This is a genomic window from Paraglaciecola polaris LMG 21857, from assembly GCF_000315055.1.
GTDB classification, from domain to species: Bacteria; Pseudomonadota; Gammaproteobacteria; order Enterobacterales; family Alteromonadaceae; genus Paraglaciecola; species Paraglaciecola polaris.
The window spans coordinates 22,709-44,995 of record NZ_BAER01000126.1; the positions used below are offsets into that span (position 1 = coordinate 22,709).

General features: G+C 46.1%; 23 protein-coding genes. 10 read left to right on the plus strand and 13 right to left on the minus strand.

Annotation, left to right across the window (positions count from 1 at the left end):
• The first annotated feature begins 13 nt into the window (after positions 1 to 13).
• Positions 14 to 250, plus strand: a complete 237-nt coding sequence (locus tag GPLA_RS20060; protein WP_007106838.1) for a YheU family protein — start codon at positions 14 to 16, stop codon at positions 248 to 250.
• Positions 251 to 267: 17 nt separating this feature from the next.
• Here the strand turns inward: GPLA_RS20060 and GPLA_RS20065 are convergent, their stop codons facing one another.
• From GPLA_RS20065 to nudE, 3 genes are read right to left on the minus strand one after another with little or no spacing between them, the layout of a single operon-like run.
• Positions 268 to 864, minus strand: a complete 597-nt coding sequence (locus tag GPLA_RS20065; protein WP_007106839.1) for a YceI family protein — start codon at positions 862 to 864, stop codon at positions 268 to 270.
• Positions 861 to 1,697 (minus strand): 3'(2'),5'-bisphosphate nucleotidase CysQ, encoded by an 837-nt coding sequence (gene cysQ / locus GPLA_RS20070; RefSeq protein ID WP_007106840.1) that lies wholly within the window; start codon positions 1,695 to 1,697, stop codon positions 861 to 863. The genes GPLA_RS20065 and cysQ overlap by 4 nt, the downstream gene beginning before the upstream one ends.
• On the minus strand, positions 1,697 to 2,260 hold the full coding sequence (nudE, locus tag GPLA_RS20075; protein WP_007106841.1) for an ADP compounds hydrolase NudE: 564 nt from the start codon (positions 2,258 to 2,260) through the stop codon (positions 1,697 to 1,699). The genes cysQ and nudE overlap by 1 nt, the downstream gene beginning before the upstream one ends.
• A 94-nt stretch (positions 2,261 to 2,354) precedes the next feature.
• Between nudE and yrfG the strand changes: the two genes are divergently transcribed.
• The 5 genes from yrfG to GPLA_RS20100 all read left to right on the plus strand — a co-directional run bounded on the left by yrfG (position 2,355) and on the right by GPLA_RS20100 (position 7,250).
• A complete protein-coding gene (yrfG, locus tag GPLA_RS20080) occupies positions 2,355 to 3,038 on the plus strand; it encodes a GMP/IMP nucleotidase (RefSeq protein ID WP_007106842.1) in 684 nt (227 codons plus the stop codon).
• A 165-nt stretch (positions 3,039 to 3,203) separates the two neighbouring features.
• Complete coding sequence (gene ppa, locus GPLA_RS20085) at positions 3,204 to 3,737, plus strand: inorganic diphosphatase (RefSeq protein WP_007106843.1); 534 nt, start codon at positions 3,204 to 3,206, stop codon at positions 3,735 to 3,737.
• Between the two features lie 117 nt (positions 3,738 to 3,854).
• The gene (locus tag GPLA_RS20090; protein ID WP_007106844.1) at positions 3,855 to 5,078 is read left to right on the plus strand and encodes an MFS transporter; all 1,224 of its coding nucleotides are present in this window, start codon (positions 3,855 to 3,857) and stop codon (positions 5,076 to 5,078) included.
• Positions 5,075 to 5,536, plus strand: a complete 462-nt coding sequence (locus GPLA_RS20095) for a DUF3299 domain-containing protein (protein ID WP_007106845.1) — start codon at positions 5,075 to 5,077, stop codon at positions 5,534 to 5,536. Before GPLA_RS20090 ends, GPLA_RS20095 begins: the two co-directional genes overlap by 4 nt.
• A 94-nt stretch (positions 5,537 to 5,630) precedes the next feature.
• Positions 5,631 to 7,250: a methyl-accepting chemotaxis protein gene (locus GPLA_RS20100; RefSeq protein ID WP_007106846.1), complete on the plus strand. Its 1,620-nt coding sequence runs from the start codon at positions 5,631 to 5,633 to the stop codon at positions 7,248 to 7,250.
• A gap of 19 nt (positions 7,251 to 7,269) precedes the next feature.
• Here the strand turns inward: GPLA_RS20100 and GPLA_RS20105 are convergent, their stop codons facing one another.
• Genes GPLA_RS20105 through uvrA form a run of 3 tightly spaced genes read right to left on the minus strand, consistent with a single transcriptional unit; the run spans position 7,270 to position 11,216 of the window.
• Positions 7,270 to 7,971: a 2OG-Fe(II) oxygenase gene (locus GPLA_RS20105; protein WP_007106847.1), complete on the minus strand. Its 702-nt coding sequence runs from the start codon at positions 7,969 to 7,971 to the stop codon at positions 7,270 to 7,272.
• Positions 7,964 to 8,371, minus strand: a complete 408-nt coding sequence (locus tag GPLA_RS20110; RefSeq protein WP_007106848.1) for an acyl-CoA thioesterase — start codon at positions 8,369 to 8,371, stop codon at positions 7,964 to 7,966. Before GPLA_RS20110 ends, GPLA_RS20105 begins: the two co-directional genes overlap by 8 nt.
• The gene (uvrA, locus tag GPLA_RS20115) at positions 8,361 to 11,216 is read right to left on the minus strand and encodes an excinuclease ABC subunit UvrA (RefSeq protein ID WP_007106849.1); all 2,856 of its coding nucleotides are present in this window, start codon (positions 11,214 to 11,216) and stop codon (positions 8,361 to 8,363) included. The genes GPLA_RS20110 and uvrA overlap by 11 nt, the downstream gene beginning before the upstream one ends.
• A gap of 281 nt (positions 11,217 to 11,497) precedes the next feature.
• Between uvrA and GPLA_RS20120 the strand changes: the two genes are divergently transcribed.
• The 4 genes from GPLA_RS20120 to GPLA_RS23340 all read left to right on the plus strand — a co-directional run bounded on the left by GPLA_RS20120 (position 11,498) and on the right by GPLA_RS23340 (position 14,400).
• The gene (locus tag GPLA_RS20120) at positions 11,498 to 12,841 is read left to right on the plus strand and encodes an MFS transporter (protein WP_040515524.1); all 1,344 of its coding nucleotides are present in this window, start codon (positions 11,498 to 11,500) and stop codon (positions 12,839 to 12,841) included.
• Positions 12,842 to 13,115: 274 nt separating this feature from the next.
• Positions 13,116 to 13,709 carry a single-stranded DNA-binding protein gene (gene ssb, locus GPLA_RS20125; RefSeq protein WP_007106852.1) on the plus strand — a complete coding sequence of 198 codons (594 nt, stop codon included), beginning with the start codon at positions 13,116 to 13,118 and terminating at the stop codon, positions 13,707 to 13,709.
• Between the two features lie 197 nt (positions 13,710 to 13,906).
• Complete coding sequence (locus GPLA_RS20130; RefSeq protein WP_007106853.1) at positions 13,907 to 14,110, plus strand: hypothetical protein; 204 nt, start codon at positions 13,907 to 13,909, stop codon at positions 14,108 to 14,110.
• Positions 14,111 to 14,250: 140 nt separating this feature from the next.
• The gene (locus GPLA_RS23340) at positions 14,251 to 14,400 is read left to right on the plus strand and encodes a DUF2256 domain-containing protein (protein ID WP_007106854.1); all 150 of its coding nucleotides are present in this window, start codon (positions 14,251 to 14,253) and stop codon (positions 14,398 to 14,400) included.
• A 224-nt stretch (positions 14,401 to 14,624) separates the two neighbouring features.
• Here GPLA_RS23340 and GPLA_RS20135 read toward each other — a convergent pair whose 3' ends face one another.
• Genes GPLA_RS20135 through GPLA_RS20165 form a run of 7 tightly spaced genes read right to left on the minus strand, consistent with a single transcriptional unit; the run spans position 14,625 to position 22,286 of the window.
• A complete protein-coding gene (locus GPLA_RS20135) occupies positions 14,625 to 16,037 on the minus strand; it encodes an aldehyde dehydrogenase family protein (protein WP_007106855.1) in 1,413 nt (470 codons plus the stop codon).
• Between the two features lie 10 nt (positions 16,038 to 16,047).
• Complete coding sequence (locus GPLA_RS20140) at positions 16,048 to 17,736, minus strand: AMP-binding protein (protein WP_007106856.1); 1,689 nt, start codon at positions 17,734 to 17,736, stop codon at positions 16,048 to 16,050.
• 26 nt (positions 17,737 to 17,762) lie between these two features.
• On the minus strand, positions 17,763 to 20,069 hold the full coding sequence (locus GPLA_RS20145; RefSeq protein ID WP_007106857.1) for a TonB-dependent receptor: 2,307 nt from the start codon (positions 20,067 to 20,069) through the stop codon (positions 17,763 to 17,765).
• 30 nt (positions 20,070 to 20,099) lie between these two features.
• Positions 20,100 to 20,555 (minus strand): c-type cytochrome, encoded by a 456-nt coding sequence (locus GPLA_RS20150; protein WP_007106858.1) that lies wholly within the window; start codon positions 20,553 to 20,555, stop codon positions 20,100 to 20,102.
• Between the two features lie 14 nt (positions 20,556 to 20,569).
• Positions 20,570 to 21,127, minus strand: coding sequence for a methylamine dehydrogenase light chain (locus tag GPLA_RS20155; RefSeq protein WP_007106859.1), 558 nt, complete (start codon positions 21,125 to 21,127; stop codon positions 20,570 to 20,572).
• A 14-nt stretch (positions 21,128 to 21,141) separates the two neighbouring features.
• A complete protein-coding gene (locus tag GPLA_RS20160) occupies positions 21,142 to 21,762 on the minus strand; it encodes a redoxin family protein (protein WP_007106860.1) in 621 nt (206 codons plus the stop codon).
• A gap of 5 nt (positions 21,763 to 21,767) precedes the next feature.
• Positions 21,768 to 22,286, minus strand: coding sequence for a MauE/DoxX family redox-associated membrane protein (locus GPLA_RS20165; protein ID WP_040515530.1), 519 nt, complete (start codon positions 22,284 to 22,286; stop codon positions 21,768 to 21,770).
• Between the last annotated feature and the right edge of the window lies 1 nt (position 22,287).

Here is a 22,287-nt window from a genome sequence, read left to right on the forward strand (position 1 = left end):
GACACAATAATTTATGATCATACCTATTAACGAAATCAGCACTGATGCTTTAAGTAATTTGATTGAGGGCTTTGTACTACGTGAGGGTACTGAGTATGGTGAAGCTGACTGCAGTTTAGCGGATAAAGTTGAGCAGGTGCGGGGGCAGTTGCTATCAGGTGAGGCGTTGCTGGTGTATTCGGAGTTACATGAAACGGTCAATATCATCCCCAAAGATCAGCTTTCGCTGACCGATGAGGCAATGGAGTAAAGACGTCTTTGCGCGAGTTACATTAATTCGATGAAGGTTAGATTAAAGGTAACGGGAACTGTTGGGCTGATGTTCGACAACTTAGCGACATTTTGTAACCAGTCGATGCCGGATTGTAAGCCGTAATCTCCGGCACTTATGAGCACAGGTTTCACACTCGTTGCCACAAAGCGGTTGTGATCCGTTTTGGTTACTTGCACTGCTACCTGCACGTCGTTTTCTTGTCCTAAGAGTGTCAGCTTGGCGGGAATAGTAAACGTACCAGACTGGCCTTTAGTAAAGTTAACCATCTCTTTGGGCAGGCTGGCTGTTAAGGTCGCTTTGGGGAAGTTATCCACCATAAATAATTTATCACGCATGCGCGTGTTACGAATATCAATGCCCGTTTCTACTGATGACAAATCAATATCTACCGTTAACTGCCCAGCACTGGTCAGTGAGCCATTCAGCTGGGAAAAATGATGAATTTCGCTGACATTGACGTTTTTAGTCGAGATGAAATTTAACTGTGAGTCTTTGTTAAGCAGTTGCCAATCGGCAGATGCATTTGCACATAATAGTAAGCCTGACAGTGCGGCTAATTTGAGTAACTTGGCATGCTTGATCAGTTTCATTTGTTCTCTCCTGTGGTGTATTTCACTATGGTTTGCCAATTTACGCTTTGATCGCCCATGACGATAAAATCAGGGTTGGTCACAGAGTTGCGTTGGTTGTAACTCAGGGGCGAAAAATCGTGGGCTAATATACTGCCACCGGCTTCCGTTACAATACATTGGGACGCCCCAGTATCCCATTCTCCGGTAAGACCTACCCGTAAAAAGACGTCCGCTTTGCCCTCAGCAATAAAACACGATTTAAGCGAGCAACTGCCGGTCGGATAGGTTTGGTACGTGCGGTGATTACTCATACTTTGCATGACTTTTTCCCGAGCTTGTCGTCGGCTGATGGCGATCATGACTGCATCATTCTCAAGGTCATCAAATTTGCGCACAAAAATCTGTTTACTCTCCGACAGACTTTCTTTAAACGCGCCATTGCCTTTTGAGGCAAAATACAAGGTTTCCCCCGGAGGCCAATAAATCACCCCTATGATAGGTTGATTGTTTTCAACAAGGGCGATATTGACCGCAAAATCACCACTTCTGGCGATAAACTCTTGTGTGCCATCAATGGGGTCAATCAGCCAGTATCGATGCCAGTCTTTGCGTTGGGCTAATTCACCGTTTTCAGACTCTTCCGACATGATAGGAATATGCGGTGTTTCACGCTGCAAGATCGCCAGGATAATTTCATTGGCCTTGTAGTCAGCAGATGTCACCGGGGAGTCATCTTCTTTCTGATAGCTTTGAAAGTCACCACTTTCATAGATTTCCATGACAACTTTACCGGCTTCCTTAGCAGCAGTTTTGGCTATTTCGAGTAACGCAGATATTTGGTCGGTGGGCATTATTGTTCCTTTAACCACTTTTGGGCCAGAAAAAGCGCTGTTATACAGCGAGCTTCGATAAAGTCATCCCGAGCAAGTAGCGCATCAAGATCGTGTATCGACCATGGAATGACATCTAACGGCTCGGGTTCATCGCCGGGTAAGGTTTGTTCATAGAGATCTTTGGCAATGAATATATCCATGTGGGCGTTAAAAAATGCTGGAGCCATACTGACATTGTGTAAAAAATGCAGTTGCTTTGCACCGTAACCCACTTCTTCTTTTAGCTCACGGTTTGCTGCCTCAATTGATTCTTCACCAGCATCGATCAGGCCTTTGGGGAAACCCAGTTGGTAAGAATGCATTCCAGCGGCATATTCACGGACCAATAAGAATTCATGTTCATTGATAAAAGGGACTATCATCACTGCGCCGCGTCCGCCGCCAGCCATACGCTCGAAAGTGCGCAATTCGCCGTTAGAAAACTCAAGGTCAACTTGTTCAACGGTAAATAACCCGCTTTTGGCAACGGTACGTCGTTGATGAATTTGTGGGAGTGGTTTGTTGGGGTCTATTTTGATCATCTTCCTATCACGTTATCATAGCCTCACTAATTGCACCAATGACGCGTAAACTACTGTAACTACGAATATAACGCTTAACTTAAGGACATGCCACTTGCCTGACTTACCTTGGAACAAAATTAAAACCGTTTTACTCGATATGGACGGTACTCTGCTCGATTTACACTTCGATAGTCACTTTTGGTTAGAGCATTTACCGCGAAAATATGCCCGGGCTCAGGGGATAAGCGAAGCCCAAGGCAAAGAATATATGATGGCTGAATATCGCCAAGTGTTTGGCACCATAGATTGGTATTGTTTGGACTACTGGGCTGACAAATTGAAGTTAGATATTATGCAAGCTAAACGCGAGGTCGAGCACTTGATTAGTCTGCGTGATGACAGTATCCCATTCATGGATGCCCTTAAAGCATCTGGGCGAGAGGTCATTTTAGTGACAAACGCCCACCCAGATAGTTTGTCATTGAAAATAGAGCACACCGCTCTTGATAGTCATATCGACACGCTTATTTCGACCCATGAATTTGGTGTAACTAAGGAATCTCAGGTGTTATGGCAGAAGCTTCAACAGCGTCTTGGTTTTGTTTCTAAGCATACTTTGTTTGTGGATGACAGCATGCCTATTTTGCAGTCAGCCAAAGATTTTGGTATCGCTCACTTACTTGCGGTGAGTAATCCTGATAGTCAATTACCGATAAAAAATGTTACACAATTTTTGGCAACCCATGATTATCGCACCATGCTCAGTGATATTGAAAATAATCCGTTCACTGGATAACGTTCTTGAGTGAAAGTTAATGATCAGTCGCAATTATTTAGACTTTTTGCATGTTTTTGCGGAATAACGAGTAAAAGCGGTGCTTAATTGCCTTTGTGGCGTTTCATATTGCGGTTGATCACCCTATAATTCGTGCCAATTTTCATCAATCTATAGGTCAAGTCTATGAGTCTTAACGATGTTCCCGCTGGTAAAAACTTACCAGAAGAAATTAATGTAATCATTGAAATCCCTGCACATTCAGATCCCGTTAAATATGAAGTGGATAAAGACACAGGTGCTATCTTTGTCGACCGCTTTATGGCGACGTGTATGCATTACCCTACTAACTATGGGTATGTGAACAAGACCTTGTCTGAAGATGGCGATCCTGCTGACGTATTGGTCATGGCTCCGTTCCCATTGTTAGCGGGTTCAGTGATTAAATGTCGTCCTGTTGGTGTATTGAAAATGACCGATGAGTCAGGTACGGATGCGAAAATTTTAGCGGTGCCGGTTGATAAATTATCGACCATTTATCGTGGTATCAAGGATATTGACCAAGTCGATGAATTGACCTTGAATCAAATTGAGCATTTTTTCTCACATTACAAAGATTTAGAGCCAGGTAAATGGGTAAAAATCGATGGTTGGGAAAATGCAGAGTCAGCTAAAGCTGAACTTGTAAGCAGCGTAGAACGTTACAATAACGAAGGCTAATTCTCCTATTTTACAAACTGCGAGTTTATCTCTGAAAGCCGACTGTCTGTCGGCTTTTTTATTTGTCCTCAGTGACGTCTATGAGACACTAAGCCTCTTTTGAGCCGACTACATCCCATGAAATCCAATCGTTCCTTTAGCGCTAATCCACAATCTTTCTTACTGGCTATGGCCTTTGTTATGCCCTTGGTTTTTTCGGTGTGGAATGCGCTATTGAATAACTTTGTGGTAGAAAAAGCGCACTTTGATGGAGCGCAAATAGGCATGCTGCAAAGCTTGCGCGAAGTGCCCGGTTTTTTGGCGTTTAGCGCGGTATTTTTGTTGTTGGTATTAAAAGAACAAACCCTGGCGTTAGTCTCGTTGGCGGTGATGTGTATTGGTGTTGCCATCACGGGATGGCTGCCTTTTGAGCTTGGCTTGTATTGCACTACTGTGTTGATGTCTATTGGGTTTCATTACTTCGAGACGATCAATCAATCACTCACCTTACAGTGGTTAGATAAGGATAAAAGCGCCCATTTTATGGGGCAGCAGTTGGCCGTGAAGAGCTTCGCCTCGTTACTCGCCTATGGTGCTATTTGGCTATTGATGGAATGGGCAGGGCTAGCCTACGCTGCCATGTACATGTTGGCGGGCGGTGTTGGTTTGGTCGTTGTAATCTTCCTGTGGTTTGGATTTGACAAATTTACCCAATCTTCGGTACAGCATAAGCATATGTTTTTGCGCAAGCGTTACTGGCTTTATTACGGATTAGTATTTTTTAGCGGCGCTAGGCGGCAAATTTTTATGGTTTTCGCCTCATTTATGATGGTGGAAAAGTTTGGCTATTCAGTGGGGGATATCAGCCTGTTGTATATGCTCAATTATGTGTTTAATTTATTTTTCGCCCCGAAAATAGGCCGCTGGATCCATAAAATTGGTGAGCGCCGTGCTTTGTGTATCGAATATTCGGGTTTAATCGCGGTATTTAGTGGTTATGCATGGGTTGAGAATAGTCAGCTAGCAGCTGGGCTGTACGTTATCGATCACTTGTTTTTTGCAATGGCGATTGCGGTTAAAACCTATTTCCAAAAAATTGCGGATCATAAAGATATTGCCTCTACAGCTGGGGTCAGTTTTACCATTAATCATATTGCGGCCGTGGTGATCCCTGCATTCTTGGGGGTCGTATGGTTAACCTCACCTTCTTCAGTATTCTATATTGGGGCGGGGTTTGCAGTATGCTCTTTGATTCTGGCGTTGAATATTCCTGTGATGCCAACGAATGGGAATGAAGTGAGAGTAAATATGTTACGTTGGGCAAATTCGCCCGTTGAGATAGCTGTTAAGGAGCGTTCATGAAGTATGTAGTGTTATTGTTGGCAATAAGTTCGTTTGCCGCTTTGGGCCAACAGCCGCAAGAGTTATTTTGGGAAGATATGATCCCTAAAAACTATATAGCTCCCCAAGAAGATGTGAACCACGATGGCAGCATGATCCAGCAAAGTTTAGATGCACCTGTGGTGAATGAACTGGATGGTAAATTGGTTAAAATCCCGGGTTTTGTGGTACCGCTAGAAGGCAGTAGTGACACCACCACTGAGTTCTTGTTGGTTCCGTATTTTGGTGCCTGTATCCATGTTCCACCCCCGCCACCCAATCAAATTGTTTATGTGAAGTTTTCTACCGGTGTGCCGATAGATAACATATACGATGCGGTCTGGGTTACTGGCACTCTGGCCACACAAGTTTGGCAAGGTGACTTAGCAACGGTCGGTTATACACTGCAAGGCATTGAAGTGACACCTTACGATGGCTAGCCCGAATAAACCGAGTCTGCGCGGCTAAGCGTCATTTTTTAACTACACTTGCAATGACAATCCAAAATATTCCTTGGAATTAAAGGCCAATTAAATGAGTTTCCTAACAAAAATGTCGATTGCACAAAAGCTGTATTTGATTCCGATCATTGGCTCAATTGGTTTTTTGGTTTATTTATGGGTCACCACTCACACAGCAATGAATAATATTGAATTGCTTGAAGATGCTGAAAAGGTGCAATATCCAGCACTAGAGGCCACCAGTAGCGCGCTGGTTAAGATGGAAAAGGTAAAAGACATCCTTAGCAGTGCGGTGACCACCGGCGATGAGGAGGGCTTGGCCGCTGCGAAACAGCAGGCCGCGGAAACCAAAATATTGCTGGATAAAATTATCGCAATCGAGCCCAGTCTGAGTACTGAAGCCAATCGTATTCGCCAATCGTTTAATGCCTACTTCGACCTAGCTTATAAGGTGTCTGAATCCATGGTAAACAATACCGCTGACTTTTCTAAAATCGGCGATTTATCTACCAGAATGAATAACAATTATGACGATGCTACGTCTGCCCTGAGTGCCTTCCGAGATGCTCGTGTGAACGGTTTTAAGCAAGCGATTACCGAATCAAATGAAGCGCTAAAAAATATGTTGTCTGTGGGGGCGATCATGGCGGGTGTAACCATAGTTTTGTTATTTGCTACCGCGGTACCCATTGTGACTGGTATTCGCAGCAGCATAGATCAGGTGGTTAGTTCACTCAAAGATATCGCGCAAGAAGACGGAGACTTAACCGTACGTATTCAAAGCCGGAATCAAGACGAAATAGGAGATCTGGTACATTGGTTTAATCAGTTTATGGAAAAGCTGCAAGGGGTGGTAAAAGACATAGTGAATGCGTCTTTGCCCTTGTCCCAGTTAGCGCAAAACTTAAATCAGTTAACCGATGACACCAACCGTACTATCGATATTCAGCAAAGTGCAGCCAATCAAGCCAAGTCAGCAGTAGACGACATGGCACGCAGCGTCAATGCGGTAGCAGAAAGCGCAGCGGAAGCTGCGAATGCCGCAGGCGATGCCTCTTCCGCCGCTGATGATGGCCAAGCTGTGGTTAATCATACGGTGCAAAGTATTCGTGAGTTGGCCGCCAACGTGGACAGTTCTGCCGAGGTTATCAAGCAGTTAGAGGCGGATTCTAAACAGGTTGGTGTTGTGCTAGACGTGATCAAAGGAATTGCTGAGCAGACCAACTTGTTGGCACTCAATGCTGCAATTGAAGCCGCTCGGGCAGGTGAACATGGACGTGGATTTGCCGTGGTAGCCGATGAGGTGCGAACCCTTGCTTCTCGCACCCAGCAATCAACGGAGCAAATTCAGAAGACGATTGAGCAACTGCAAAACGCATCCCGTTCGGCCGTTAGTGTTATGGCTAAAGGAACCGAGCAAGCTACGAGCAGTGTTGAAACGGCGAATAAAGCCGGTGCAAGTTTGACGGTTATCACGCAAACCATCAGCCGTATTACGCAAATGAATGACCAAATCGCCCATGCGACCGGCGAGCAGCAAAATGTTGCTGGGGTGATTAGCCACAACGTCGATGAAATTCATCAACGTACTGAGGAAACAGCACAAAGTTCAGGTCGGTTAGCATCCGTGAGTAGTGAGCTTGCTCAGTTGGCTAAGCATCTTGAAGGGATCACGCAGCAGTTTAAGGTGTAAAGGCTTCTAGCACGCCATTTTAGTTGAAAATGGCGCTTGCCTGATTGAACAACACCCATGACGTGAGTATGTATTTATCATTTGAAATGGGCACTTGCCCTCTGTGGGTGTGGGTAAAGTATGCGGGTGCTATGACCATAGTGCCTTTGCGTGGCTGAATACTCAGGTCCTGATAATAAAAATCCGTTGTGCCACCTTCTTCCACATCATTTAAATAAAACATAAACAACAAGATACGATGCAAGGCGTCTGTACTGTTGGTTTGCGGGAAGACCTCGGAATGCCAATAAGGATAACCACCTTGCTGACGCTGGTACTTTTGGGCGTTTATGTCACCTAATCGAAATAAGTAGGTCATCAAATTGGCTAGATTTGGCAGCCCCACCTCGTTAAAATTTTCTTGGGTGAGCTTAACGGGTTGGCCGGTTTCTGGGTGTTTAACGGTCAGGCCAATGGGGCCGATTAAGGCGAAGAAGTATTGCTCGAAATAGCGCAATATATGTTGCCCAACTACGGGCAATAACGCCTGACACGGTGCTTCGAATTCAGGATGCTGAATGATTGAAACATCGACACTGCGTTTTTTATCAATATCTATGCCCCCGCCCGTGCGACCAGGTTGAGTGTGTTTGCTGGCGTCAAACTGAGTGACGAACTGATCACACAGCTCGTCACTGATGGCATGCTCGATAACCTGAATAAAGGTCTCGGGCTTAGCCATTCACGCCTCTAGGAATGGCATGTTCGGTAAGTTGCGCGCGAATATCATCGCTGATTACCACAGATCGTTTATCTGCATAGTTATACTGAACCATGGTTGTTGTGCCAGTGGCGCGCTTGGTTCCGCTTTGCCACAGTTCTTGATACGCATCAAACGAGCTACCACCGATACGGCTGATATAGGTGCGAACCTGAACAGGATGGCCGTAATGCATTTGATCGAGAAAGTCGACTTTATAACTGGCTAAAATAAGTGGCCAGTTTTGTAGATCTAGATTTGGACTAAAGATCTTAAAAATGGGCTCCCGAGCCATTTCGAACCAATCAACCAACACTGTGTTACTCACATGGGCTAAGGCATCCGTTTCGCAAAAGCGTACATTAAATTCTTCAAGTAACATGGTTCAATTCCTTGTTTTTGGTTGATAGCAAAGGTTTAAGAAAGCGTGCTGTGTGAGACACCTCAACTTCGCAGACTTGTTCTGGTGTGCCTTGAGCAATAATTTGGCCCCCGCCTGAGCCGCCTTCTGGACCAAGATCGATGACCCAGTCAGCCGTCTTAATGACATCTAGGTTATGCTCAATAACCACTACTGTGTTGCCGTGGTCACGCAGACGATGCAATACCTGTAACAGTTGTTTAATATCGTGAAAATGCAAGCCTGTTGTGGGCTCATCTAATATATATAAGGTTTGACCCGTATCGCGTTTTGATAGCTCTTTGGCGAGCTTTACACGCTGAGCTTCACCACCAGAAAGTGTGGTTGCGGCTTGGCCAAGACGCACATAAGACAAACCGACTTCTTTTAATGTTTGCAGTTTGCGGGCAATGGCTGGGATAACGTCAAAAAATTCCCGGGCATCTTCTACGGTTAAATCTAAAACTTGATGAATATTCAAGCCTTTATATTGGATTTCCAAGGTTTCTCGATTGTAGCGCTTGCCTTTACATACATCACAGGGCACGTAAACATCAGGTAAAAAGTGCATTTCAACTTTTATGACCCCATCACCCTGGCAGGCTTCGCAGCGCCCGCCCTTTACGTTGAAGCTGAAACGACCGGGTTTATAACCACGGGAGCGTGCTTCTTGGGTGCCTGCAAATAGTTCACGTACTGGGGTGAAAATCCCCGCATAGGTTGCTGGGTTTGAGCGCGGTGTGCGGCCGATGGGACTTTGATCGATATCGACCACCTTGTCGAGCATTTCCATACCGGTAATCGTTTTGTACGGAGCGGGTTCGCCTGTGGTGGCACCGTTTAGTTCGCGGTGGGCAATACGATAAAAGGTATCGTTGATCAGGGTTGATTTACCTGAGCCAGAGACACCTGTCACGCAGGTCATCAAACCAAATGGAATACGCAAGTCTACATCTTGCAAGTTATTACCGGACGCACCGCACAGTTCAATCCACTTGTCTTGGTCAATCTCGGTGCGTTTAGCAGGTATGGCAATACATTCACGACCCGATAAGTATTTACCCGTCAGTGAATGCTCACTTTTCATTATATCTTCAATGGTACCTTGGGCGACTATTTCGCCCCCATGCACACCCGCACCAGGGCCGATATCTAGCACGAAGTCAGCAGCACGAATGGCGTCTTCATCGTGTTCAACCACTATTACAGTGTTACCCAAATCTCGTAAATGCTCCAAGGTGGTCAGCAAACGTTCGTTATCTCTTTGATGCAAACCGATAGACGGTTCATCAAGAACATACATGACCCCGACCAAACCCGCACCGATTTGACTGGCAAGGCGAATACGTTGTGCTTCACCGCCAGATAATGTGTCGGCGCTACGTGATAAAGACAGGTAGTTTAAACCTACGTTGACTAAGAAATTCAAACGGTCATTAATTTCTTTAAAAATTTTATCCGCAATCTTTTCGCGTTTGCCGGTCAGTTCTATTTCGCTGAAAAACTGCAAGGTTTCTGCAATAGACATGGCGGTGATCGTAGGTAGCGCGGTTTTACCAATAAAGACGTTACGGGCTTCGAGCCGTAATCGGGTACCGTTGCAGCTAGTACAATGTTGTTGGCTGAGGTATTTGGCTAGTTCATCTCGCACTGCGTTTGATTCAGTTTCTCGGTAACGGCGCTCCATATTGGGGATGATCCCCTCAAAAGGATGCTTGCGTTCCATGATGTCGCCGCGATCATTGATGTACTTAAAGTTAATTGACGTGCCTTTGCTGCCGTTTAACACTAAATCTTTGGCTTCGTCATCCAATTCAGCGAAGGGCTTGGCTAAATCAAACTTGTAATGATCGGCCACGGCTTGCAACATCTGGAAATAATAATAGCTGCGTTTATCCCAGCCACGAATGGCACCACCAGACAAACTTAGCTCGTCATTAGCAATAATACGTTGGGGGTCGAAAAACTGTCGTGTACCTAAGCCATCACAGGTTTGGCACGCACCTGCAGGGTTATTAAAAGAGAATAGTCTTGGCTCGAGTTCTGCCATTGAATAACCACAATGGGGGCATGCGAAATTAGATGAAAAGACCACTTCTTCTTTTTGCGGATCATCCATATAGGCAATTTTGGCGGTACCAGCGGATAGATTGAGCGCTGTTTCAAATGACTCTGATAAACGAAGCGCTAAGTCATCCCGTACTTTGAAACGGTCAATGACCACTTCTATATTGTGTTTTTTATGTAAGTCTAGCTCAGGGGGATCGGATAAATCACACACTTCGCCATCGATACGTGCGCGAATAAAGCCTTGTGCCGCAAGACTTTCTAAGGTTTTAACGTGCTCACCTTTACGATCTTGTACCACAGGGGCCAATAACATAAGTTTTTCGTCAGGCGGCATCGCCATTACACGGTCGACCATTTGACTGACCGTTTGCGCGTCTAAAGGTACATGGTGAGTGGGGCAACGAGGTTCACCGACGCGGGCATAGAGCAAACGCAGATAATCGTATATTTCAGTAATGGTGCCCACAGTTGAGCGTGGATTATGGGACGTGGATTTTTGCTCAATTGAAATAGCAGGTGACAAGCCTTCGATGTGATCCACATCGGGCTTTTCCATCATGGATAAAAATTGTCTAGCGTAGGCTGATAAAGACTCAACATAGCGACGTTGCCCCTCGGCGTAAAGGGTGTCGAATGCCAGTGATGACTTACCTGAGCCAGACAAGCCAGTGATCACGGTAAGTTTGTCTCTCGGAATATCTAAATCGATGTTTTTTAGATTGTGAGTGCGCGCGCCACGTACAGCTATTTTATCCATTATTGACCAAAGTCGACCTCAAAAGAGTGAGTATTACATACTTGATATAAGAGCTCTATGTGGTTGAACAATTATACTTTCAATACTCAGATGATTATTGGCTAAAAGATACGGACTTGGGCTTGAATAAGATCGCTTGTTAAATTTGTAAGTTCTTGTTTGTAACAGGTGCATATCCCTGAACTTATGTTATTTTCACGCCTCATAGTTGCGGTCGTTGCACGAGATATAATTATGCTAAACTTCAGCGCCTTTTAATCCTCAATTGAATAGTTACTGATTTGAACAGAACAGAAATTCGCGCTTCTTTGGCTTTGGCTGCCGTTTACGTCCTGCGTATGTTGGGATTATTTATGGTAATGCCAGTTCTCGCCATTCTAGCGATTCATTACCCAGATTACTCTGCCTTAATGCTTGGCCTCGCCATTGGTGGCTATGGGCTGACTCAAGCTATTTTGCAAATCCCCATGGGAGTGCTGTCCGATAAAATTGGTCGCAAGCCAGTGATCATAGGTGGTTTGCTGATGTTCGCCATCGGCAGCGGGGTTGCAGCGAATGCTGACAGCATGCTGTGGATAGTGATAGGTCGATTTTTACAAGGTGCCGGGGCTATTGCCGGCGCGATCATGGCCCTAGCAGGAGACGTGAGTCGAGAGCAACAGCGGCCAAAAGTAATGGCGATCATCGGTATTGCTATTGGCTTTTCCTTCTATATAGCCTTATTGATTGGACCTGTGATTGCCGATCGTTATGGGCTGCATGGTATTTTTGCTATTACAGGCGTACTGGCTATTTTATGTATTCCTCTGGTGATTTGGGTTGTGCCCAGCGCCATTAATTATGCCCCTAAAGGCGATACCTTACCGGTATTGACCGACGTCAAAACATTATTTTTTGACCCACAATTACGTCGTTTGAATATTAGTGTGTTGTTGCTACACATGATGATCACTGTGTTATTTGTACAAATGCCCATATTGCTCAGTGCCTTAGGTTGGCAACTAGAACGCCATTGGCAGTTGTATTTACCCATACTCAGCGCATCGGTAGTCGGTTTGATCGCGCTCATGGTGCTGACCAAAAAAATGAGTCAGGCAGCCGTTATTCGATTATGCATATTACTGTTAGGCGGGGCGTTGATTGGACTGCATTTTGCGCATGGTACTGTGTTGGCCGTCATGATATTTGGCTGGTTATTTTTTACCGGCTTTAATTTTCTCGAAGCAAGTTTTCCAGCATTGGTGTCAAGTATTGCCCCTGCGGGTAAAAAAGGCTCTGCTATGGGTATTTATGCCAGCTTTCAGTTTTTAGGTGCCTTTTTAGGCGGCACCCTATCAGGCTTGGCCAGTGAGTTCATAGGCGCCCAGTGGGTGTTTGTGATTGCCGGGGGCGTGTGCGCAGTGTGGTGGTTTGGTTTACGTAAACTCGATGGACGTGAGCGAATGAAGCGCTATACCCTCAAACCTGACTTTACTCGTTATTCGGCGCAGACCATAGGCGAACAGCTCGCGACCCTAGAAGGGGTTGTTGATGTGACTGTAGTACCAGATGAAGGGGTAGTTTACATCAAAGCAGATGGTAAAGTATTTGTGTTAGATAAGGCGCAAATCTTAGTCAACGGCTGACAATAAATGAACATGGATCAAGGGCAAATTTCCAAGGAACTATCTTATAAATAACGTTATAATGTGTCCCACAGTGAAAATCATTTTTGTTCGATATGACATTGAGATTTTGCGCTAAGTGGTGATGTAAAAAGCACATTTGGCCAATTTGGCAGTACGTTTAAATGATCACTAATTAATTGAAAAATAGACATATCCATATATAAAATCAGGCTGTTATCGAAGCAATACATGTTTTGAAACCTGATCTTTAGGACAGAAAATAGGAGTTAAAATGGCGAGCAAAGGCGTAAACAAAGTCATATTGGTGGGCAATTTGGGACAAGATCCCGAAGTACGTTATATGCCAAATGGTAATGCGGTAGCGAATTTAAGCATCGCGACCAGCGAGAGCTGGAAAGACCAACAAGGGCAGATGCAAGAGCGCACCGAATGGCATCGCCTAACTATGTATCGCCGTTTAGCCGAAGTTGCTGGTGAATACTTGCGCAAAGGGTCACAAATTTACGTTGAAGGTAAATTGCAAACCCGTAAATGGCAAGACCAACAAGGTCAAGACAAGTACACCACTGAAATCATTGTTGACCAAATGCAAATGCTAGGCGGCAAAGGCGGCGGTCAGTCTGAAGGTGGTTTCCAAGGACAGCAACGTCCTGCAGCGGCTCCTCAGCAACGCCCGAATCAAGGTGCACAGAGTTCAGGTGGTCAACAGCCAGGATATCAACAGACCCCTAATCAAGGTTACAATCAAGCGCCTCAAGGCGGTCAGCCAAATCAAGGTTTTAACCAAGCCCCTCAAGGTGGCCAAAACAAACCAGCACCCATGGCTGAACCTGACTTTGATTTTGATGATGATATTCCCTTCTAGGCTCCGGGTTGTCTTTTTTGTAAAGACGTTTTGAATGTGTTTATATAAAGCCTCGTATTTACGGGGCTTTTTTTCGCCTATTATCTGGGCTGGTGCGTCATTTTGTCGCATGACTTAACGACTGACATTGCACTACACTTGCTGCCGTTTTAGACACTTTTGGCTGCTCTGGTGGTTATATCTTTGGAATACACACCATGTCCCAGTTGAATTCAGGCTCACCTTTTAACGTAAGGCAGCTTTATTTAGCCCGTGAAGCGTACTTTAATCCGTTTTTTACCATGGTTGATGTGAACCCATATACTGGTGCATTGCTTGACGCGCAAGACTTGCCTTCACGACTAACCAACCAAGAACGATTGGTGCGACATTCCGTTACTTCTTTGAATAACATTCATTAATCACATACCCCGAGAAAATAACTGGCTACCTGAATGTCGTAGTGGGCGTTCAGGTACCCAGTTTCATTTCAAATGTCGAACTGACGTTTTTCGTTTGAGCTAGAAGGTATGTATTAACGGCTTTTTAGCAGGCAATCACCATGAAAAAAATAAATTTACCCAGCAAAATGTGCCCTGTTTGTCAGCGGCCATTTGCATGGCGCAAAAAATGGCAAAAGGACTGGGAGCAAGTAAAGTATTGCTCGAAGCGTTGTGCAGGGAATCGAAAGCAGCTCAATGAAAATGAGTAATCATGTAGACCATTATTTTCATCAATTGAGGCTCAGCTTTGTCTGGGACGACTTGGCAGCGTGTGTTGCTTGAGGATCCGTTTACTTTCTTGTTGGGCATAATCACGTTTTTGAAACGCCTAAAGGGTGTCACTCGCTAAGATGGGATCAGCTTAATCAAGGCAAGCTGAATAAGCCGCCCCTATTGGTATAGGGCGGCGGCAGTACGAGTTATGTTTTAGGTATTAAAATGTTTGCTTGGCCATATTAATGACATGCACTTGGGTGTATTCCAGCAGGCCTTCTTGAGCAAACTCCACGCCTATTCCTGATTCTTTGGAGCCTCCAAATGGTACAGTGGGGCCAAAGGCTAAATGTTGGTTTATCCAAGTTGTGCCGCATTCGAGGCGTTTGGCTACTTCGTAGGCCTTATCTAAATCGTTAGACCACACCGAACCGCCTAAGCCAAATACTGAATTGTTAGCGCGCTCGACTGCTTCGTCGATGGTTTTGTATTTGATCACAGGCAGAATAGGACCGAAAGGTTCTTCATCAACCACTTTGCAGCCATCGGTGATATCGCGCACTATGGTGGGGCGCATAAAAAATCCTGGGCCGTTTAGCACTTCTCCGCCAGCGGCAATCACGCCGTTTTCTTTGGCATCGGCTAAGTATTCTTGCACCTTGCTAAACTGCGCTTTGTTTTGAATAGGGCCAAAGGTCACGCCTTCATCTAAGCCATTACCGACAACGGCACTGTTAGCGAGTGCGCTGAGCTCGTTGACCACAGCATCGTATATATCTTCGTGTACATATAAGCGTTTAAGGGCGATGCACACTTGACCACAATTCATAAACGCCGTGGCGAATATAGCGGGTGCGACTTTCTTCGGATCCACGTCAGGTAAGACGATACCTGCATCATTGCCACCTAGCTCAAGTGTCAGGCGTTTAAGCGTATTTGCTGACGCTGCCATGATTTTTTTACCTGTTGGTGTTGAACCGGTAAAGGCCACTTTATTAACATCGGGGTGAGAGCTCAGTATGTGTCCTAAGTCATTGTTATCCGTGATGATATTAACGACACCCTTAGGGAATATCTGCTGGCAGATTTCAGACAACTTAAGCACACACAAAGGGGTGGATGCCGGGGGCTTTAATATAAAGGTATTTCCCGCCAATACCGCAGGTGCGAGTTTGAAACTGCCTATCATTAACGGGAAGTTCCAAGGCACCACGCCAGCCACCACACCGAGGGGTTTACGGTGTAATTCGACTTTAGCGGTGGCATCATCTTGATAGGTTTCAACCGGCAACTCACTTTGGGCAAAATAGCGAATAAAGGCGCAACTAAAACCCACTTCAGCGGTGGATTCAGCAAGAGGCTTGCCTTGCTCTTGGGTCAATATTTCAGCAAATTCCTGGGTTCGTTGCTCAAGGGCATCGGCCAGTTTAAGTAAGCAGTCTTTGCGGGTCTGCATATCGGTTTTTTGCCATTGTGGGAAAGCCGCTTTTGCCGCTGCGATAGCTTGTTCAAATTGGCCTTCATCGGCACAGGTGACGCACTGAAAAACTTCTTCAGTGGCTGGATTGATTACCTCTAATGGACGGTTACCTTGCACTAATTCGCCGTTTATTAGCATTGAAAATGATTGCATAACTGATCCTCTAACGTGTAGGGGAAGCCTGGGAGATTTCAAGCTCCATGACTTCGCGCATTTTGAATTTTTGAACTTTGCCGGTGACGGTTAAAGGAAACTCTTCGACAAAACGTATGTGTTTAGGAATTTTAAAATGGGCAATTTGATTCTTACAGTAGGCGGTAATTTCACTTACACAGGCACTGCTGCCAGGCTTAAGACATATCCAAGCGCATACTTCTTCGCCGTAATCACTGTGGGCAATGCCAAACACTTGGATGTCTTGCACCGCTGGATGAGTATATAAAAACTCTTCAATTTCCTTGGGATAGATGTTTTCACCGCCACGGATGATCATGTCTTTGCTTCGCCCCACGATAGTGACGTAACCGTCTGCATCCATGACACCGATATCCCCAGAGTGTAACCATCCACCTGGGTCTATGGTTTCGGCAGTGCGCACCGGATCGTTCCAGTAGCCGCGCATGACTGAGTAGCCGCGTGTGCACACTTCGCCACGTTCACCGACCGGGATAACCCGATTCTGTTCATCGACTAGTTTGACCTCAATACGTGCCATCACTCGGCCTACGGTTTCAACACGTTTCTCGATGGGATCCTCTGGTAGGGTAAGGTGATTTAACGGGCTTAACTCCGTTTGGCCGTAGCCAATTAATACATGCTCCATATGCATTTCATTGATCACGCGCTTCATTACTTCCGCTGGGCATAGTGAGCCCGCCATGATGCCGGTGCGTAAGCTAGACAGGTCAAAGTCTTTAAATTTTGGGTGATCCAACTCTGAAATAAACATGGTCGGCACCCCATGCAGTGCGGTGCAGCGTTCTTTTTCAACCACTTGAAGCGTGGTTAACGGATCAAAGGCGTCATTGGGGTACACCATAGTTGCCCCATGCGCGATGCAAGACAAATTACCTAATACCATACCGAAGCAGTGGTACAGAGGGACCGGAATACATACCTTGTCCGGTGGTGTCAGGCGCATACCCTCGCCGGCTAAAAAGCCGTTATTTAAAATATTACAGTGGGTCAGTGTGGCGCCTTTGGGCTGACCTGTGGTGCCACTGGTAAATTGAATATTGATAGGGTCGTCAGGCAATAACAGACCGACAATACTTTTAAGCTTTTCCTGTTCTGCTGGTCCGCCCATTTTTGTGACCTGGGCATAATTAAGCATGCCTGGCACTGCGTTGTCGCCCATTTTTATGATGTTGCGTAAATGGGGAAAAGCGTCGCTTTGGATGTTATCTGCCGGGCATTGCGCTAGTTCAGGCAACAATTCTTGCAGCATGTCTGGATAACAACTGCTTTTAAATTGCTCTGCGCAGACTATGGCTTTGCATTCTACTTTGTTCAGGGCATATTCCAGTTCACGTATGCGATAAGCAGGATTAAGACACACCATAATCGCGCCGATTTTCGCCGTGGCGAATTGGGTCACCGTCCATTCGTAGGAATTCGGTCCCCAAATACCGACGCGGTCGCCGGTATTAATCCCCAGTGCAAGTAACCCAGCGGCTAACTCATTCACTTTTTGCTGCAGCGTTGCGTACGTCCAGCGAATACCTTGATGGGCGACCACCAGGGCTTCGTTATCAGGCTGGGCGTGGCTAATGTGATCGAAATATTCGCCAATGGTTTGGTAAATCAGTTGTGAGTCGGATTTACCACATATATAGCTTTGTTTAAGCGCCATAAAATTTTCCTAATTTATCGTGTTCTTTATTCAAATTTGTAGGTAGCGCTTACACCCCACCACCTTGGTTTACCGTAATAATTTTCGACCATTCCGAAGCCGCCTGCTTCAGGGCCGCCAGCCAGGTCAAAGGCCATAACGCGGTATTCTTTATCCAATAAATTGTCTACAAAGCCTGCTAGAACCAATTTGCCGTCGTCTGAGGTATATGAAACCCGAGCGTTGAACAGGGCATAACCACTTTGCTCACCCACAGGTGAGTTCTTTAATTGAAAAAAGTGTTCGCTCATATATACGAAGTCAATTTGCGCAGCAAGTTCACCGTCAGCCAGTTGCCAGCAGTATCGAGCGAGGCCGTTAATGTTCCACTCTGGGGTCACCACTGCGCGGCGATCGACCAGTTCACCACTGGGTAGTTGGTAAGCATCTTCTACGTTGTTGTCTATGTAACTTACGCCCAATAGCAGGTCGAGGTTGTCTACTGGGTTTGAGGTAATTTCTAGCTCTGCACCACTAATACTGGCGTCGGTGTTAAATACAAAGGTGGTAAGGCCTTCTAAACGAAAAGCTTGATAATCGTCGTAGTCGTAGTAATACATCGCCCCATTTACACGGGTGGTTGAGTTAAGCTGATGTTTGATGCCGAACTCATAGGCATGCAGGGTTTCTTTATCAAACTTCATTTCTTCAGGCCCGCCCGTTGCTGGGTTGCCATCAAGAAAATCAGAGATATCTAGCGGAGCATTGTAACCACCACTTTTAATGCCGCGGTTGTAACTTAAATAGAATAAAGTGCCCCTCGCCGGACTGAAATCGACTTCGGCTTTGGCCGTTACGTAATCGTCGTCTAGGCTGGCGAAATCAAACGTGTCATCGTTAAATACAAATAAGGGGCCGCCAAAACCCAGTGGATCAGCATCAACAATGTTGGCTGCGGAAGGATTTAAACCATTGGCTATTTCAACGTAGTTTTGCGAGTAGTCCATGGACTTTTCTTCGTTAGCCCAGCGTAAGCCACCAATGACAGTCCATTGGTCATTCAAGTCATATTCTACTTGGGCGAAGACCGAATAGGTTTCGGTCGTGGTATCAAAGGGTGTCCAAATCGTGACAGGGCCCCCTGTTACGGGTCCCGTTCCTGCACCCGGGCCAGCCAATTGATCTACAAAGCCGCGTACTTGGCCACCATTTGCAAAGGTACCGTCAATGTCGAGATAATATAGACCCGTCACCCAACGGGTGTTGTCACTTTGCCCGTTCAAACGTAACTCTTGTGAAAACTGATCCACGTCGGATTGCAGAAAAAAGTTGTAGTAGTCTAAAGGGGAAGCATCAGAATCTTCGATATAATCTTTTTCTAGGCTCCAAACATCTGTGATGGCGGTGAACAGAATGTCACCAAAATCCCATTGCAGATTACTGGTGATGCCCTGACTTTCCACTTTGTTAAAGCCGATTTTATCGTAAGAGCCCGTGTATACCCCGTTATCTGGCTCTTGGTAGCCTGAAGTGGTCAAGTTTGGCCCATCGAAGTGCTCACCTAACCCAGTAGCAGGATTGACTCTGGCACTGGTGTGCTCGAAAAATCCACTGTCTATGTCTTGCTCACCACTTCTGGCGCTGATCAACCATTCGATGTCGTCGGTGACTTCAAGTAAAAATTGCAAGCGTGCAGCCCAATCGTCACCGTTGTTAAGATCTTTGCCTAGGGTGTTGTTGATATAGGGGTCGTGATTGTTGGTGGTGAATGAGAAGCGGGAGAAAAGGGTGTCGGTGAGTGCGCCGCCTACGGCACCTTCGGTGAGGACTTGGTTGTAGCTACCTAATGTGAGCTTACCGTATCCCTCGAAGGTATCTGTGGGCTTGCGTGATATGTAATGAACCAAGCCCCCCGTCGCATTTCTGCCAAATAAGGTGCCTTGAGGGCCTTTTAATATTTCCACTCGTTCGATATCGAACAATTGAAACCCTGCCCCAGAAGAGGCGCTAATGTAGGCTTCATCTAAATAAACGGCCACCGGAGATTCCTGATGATCACCTGAAAAATCATTCTGTGCTACGCCTCGAATATTGATGTAAAACGCAGATGGGCCATTGGGTTGAATAGCCGTTACGCCGGGTGCCATCGCAGTGACTTCTTGGGCGTTGTCATAACCCAAAGCGTCAATTTGCTCGCCACTAAAAGCGGTGATCGAAATCCCTACTTCCTGAACGCTTTGTGTGCGCTTTTGTGCGGTCACTTCAATGACCTCTAATACGTCAGCATATGCACCGACGCTTGCGAGGCCAAGCATGACCGCGGTCGATATTGTTGAGTAGCTCAGTGTTTTCATTGTGTCTCCTAGGTGCGAATCCAGTTGTGTTTAATTATTTTTTTTATACTCTTGTATTCGGGCAACCAGCGCTTTACGCGTGTCGCCCAATTCGCTACGTAGAACGTACTGTCGTAATCGTTCCACCTCTTTTTCATCGAACTCTTTAAAGTCATCCGGTAGCTGATCCCCACTAAAGGTGCGTAGCATCCAGTTGACGATTTTGGCTAACTCTTTACTTTTTATTGGCGCGGTAGATACCCCTGGCACTTGAATGAGGAACTCTCGCCCGCCTTCGACTGCAGCAAAATAGCCCAGGGCATTGCGCATATCTGGTATCCGTGGATCTCCGCTGCCACGGCCGTCCGCTGTATGACAGCCACTACAAAACAAGGTGTATTTCATTTTGGTTTGCGCGTCATTGGCGTGACTGGTAACAGGCAGCAACATAAACAGGCACAGCGTCAAAACTGATTTCACTGCCTTGAGTCGGGACGTTTTAAGCATGGTTGTTCTCCCGACTAGGGCTCAATCGATGTGCCGAGGATCACTGCCGTTGAGCACACGTATGTTTCACTCGATGCGCCCACGCACCAGTTGGTATCGTTGTTGGTGAATGCTCGGTACATAGGGGTGTCATCTTCGTTGCGGTTACAGAAACAACGACCGCAGGCTGCTTTACCACAACAGTCGTTATACGAAATGATGTAGTGCTTGTTATCGGCTGGATTGAGGCAAGTACCTATCCACGTGATTGGTGACATTTCAGTGCCTGGCGGGCAGGCTGATTGTGAGCCGCCACAGCAAGAACATAAAAACCCGTCGATCCCACAGTAGCGCCAGTATTCACATGTGGTTGGGTCGCCAGGATCTGCCGCATTATCATTCGACTGAGGCGCGACACCAGGGTAGTGCGCCCCAGCTGAGGCTCCGCCTCCGGCCGCTTTAGCAACCGGTAATGCTGGGATCACCGAAACGCCTACTACCGCTTTACCCACATTAGATAAGAAGCTACGTCTTGAGCTGGTGCGAGCAATATTTCGTGTTCTTTTTTCAAAAAATTTATCAAACCATTTCATAGTGAATACTCTCGTTAAGCCTGTTTATAAAGGGTGCGTTCGGGGTTGCTTTGCTTTTCAAGAAACTCTTGAATCGACGCGACATTTAAGTCTTGGGCATTGAGTAGGCTTTCGATGTGCTCTCTGGAATTGACCAACCCCATTGACGAAATAATGCCGCTTTTGTTGATTAGCGTGGCGTAAGGTAAGCGGCTGACACCATACTTTTTGCCTACTTCTTCAGACAATACATAAGGGAAGCTCTGTAACTTTTTCTCTTTGATAAAGGCTTGATGATCTGGGCCTTCGCCGTCGCTGACCAGTACCACGTCTAAATGAGAACGCTCAGCGTGGGACAACGAAGTGATAACAGGCAGGTACTCTTTGCACACAGGGCAGTCTGGCGATAAGAAGAACAGCAAAGTGTTTTTCAGGGCAGGTTTACCTAGGTTTAACTTTTGCTTGCTCAGGGTTTTGACTGAAATTTCTGGTGCTTTATCACCGGCCTTCAATTGTTGATTCATTGCCAAGGCACCAGCGGGAGCTATACGTTCATACAACACGCCGACCTGACGGGCCAAGGCGTAAACGACTACGCCAAGCGCGATAACCAGTACCCATAAAAGGGCGAAAGTGAATAGGAATAAATTTGACATAGTAGTTACCTCTTAAGGGCGTTGATGTGGGATTGATTACGAATTAACTGATGTGCAATCACACCGACCAGTAACACGACAGCGCCAAACAACAAGCTGATGAGTACATCTGAGGTGTGGGTGAGTGCGCCAGCTTGTAGGCTTAGCGCGGCAGTAAGGTGCAGCAATAAAATGCCAGCGTTGCGCCATAAAAGACTGGCGCTCAGGCCTTGTTCTTGGCTACCGAATAAACAACCACAGTCGAGGTCTCGATTACCGCTGACAATATTGAGTCCAATAAGGGCGGTATATGCCGTTAACAAAAGACCGGCAAGTGCTAACGCAAGCAGTTGATAGCCTGAGAGTAACAGCAAGATCGCCGCTACCACTTCGGCTAAAATTACGCCTGCTACCAATAGCTCAGGTTTGATGGGTATGACCCATTTGTATTGACCTAAGGTGTGGGTAAAGCGTTGTACATCAGCCAGTTTGTGTCCTGCACTGGCCAGCCAAAATACACTGAGTAAACCGAGTAATAGGTTGATT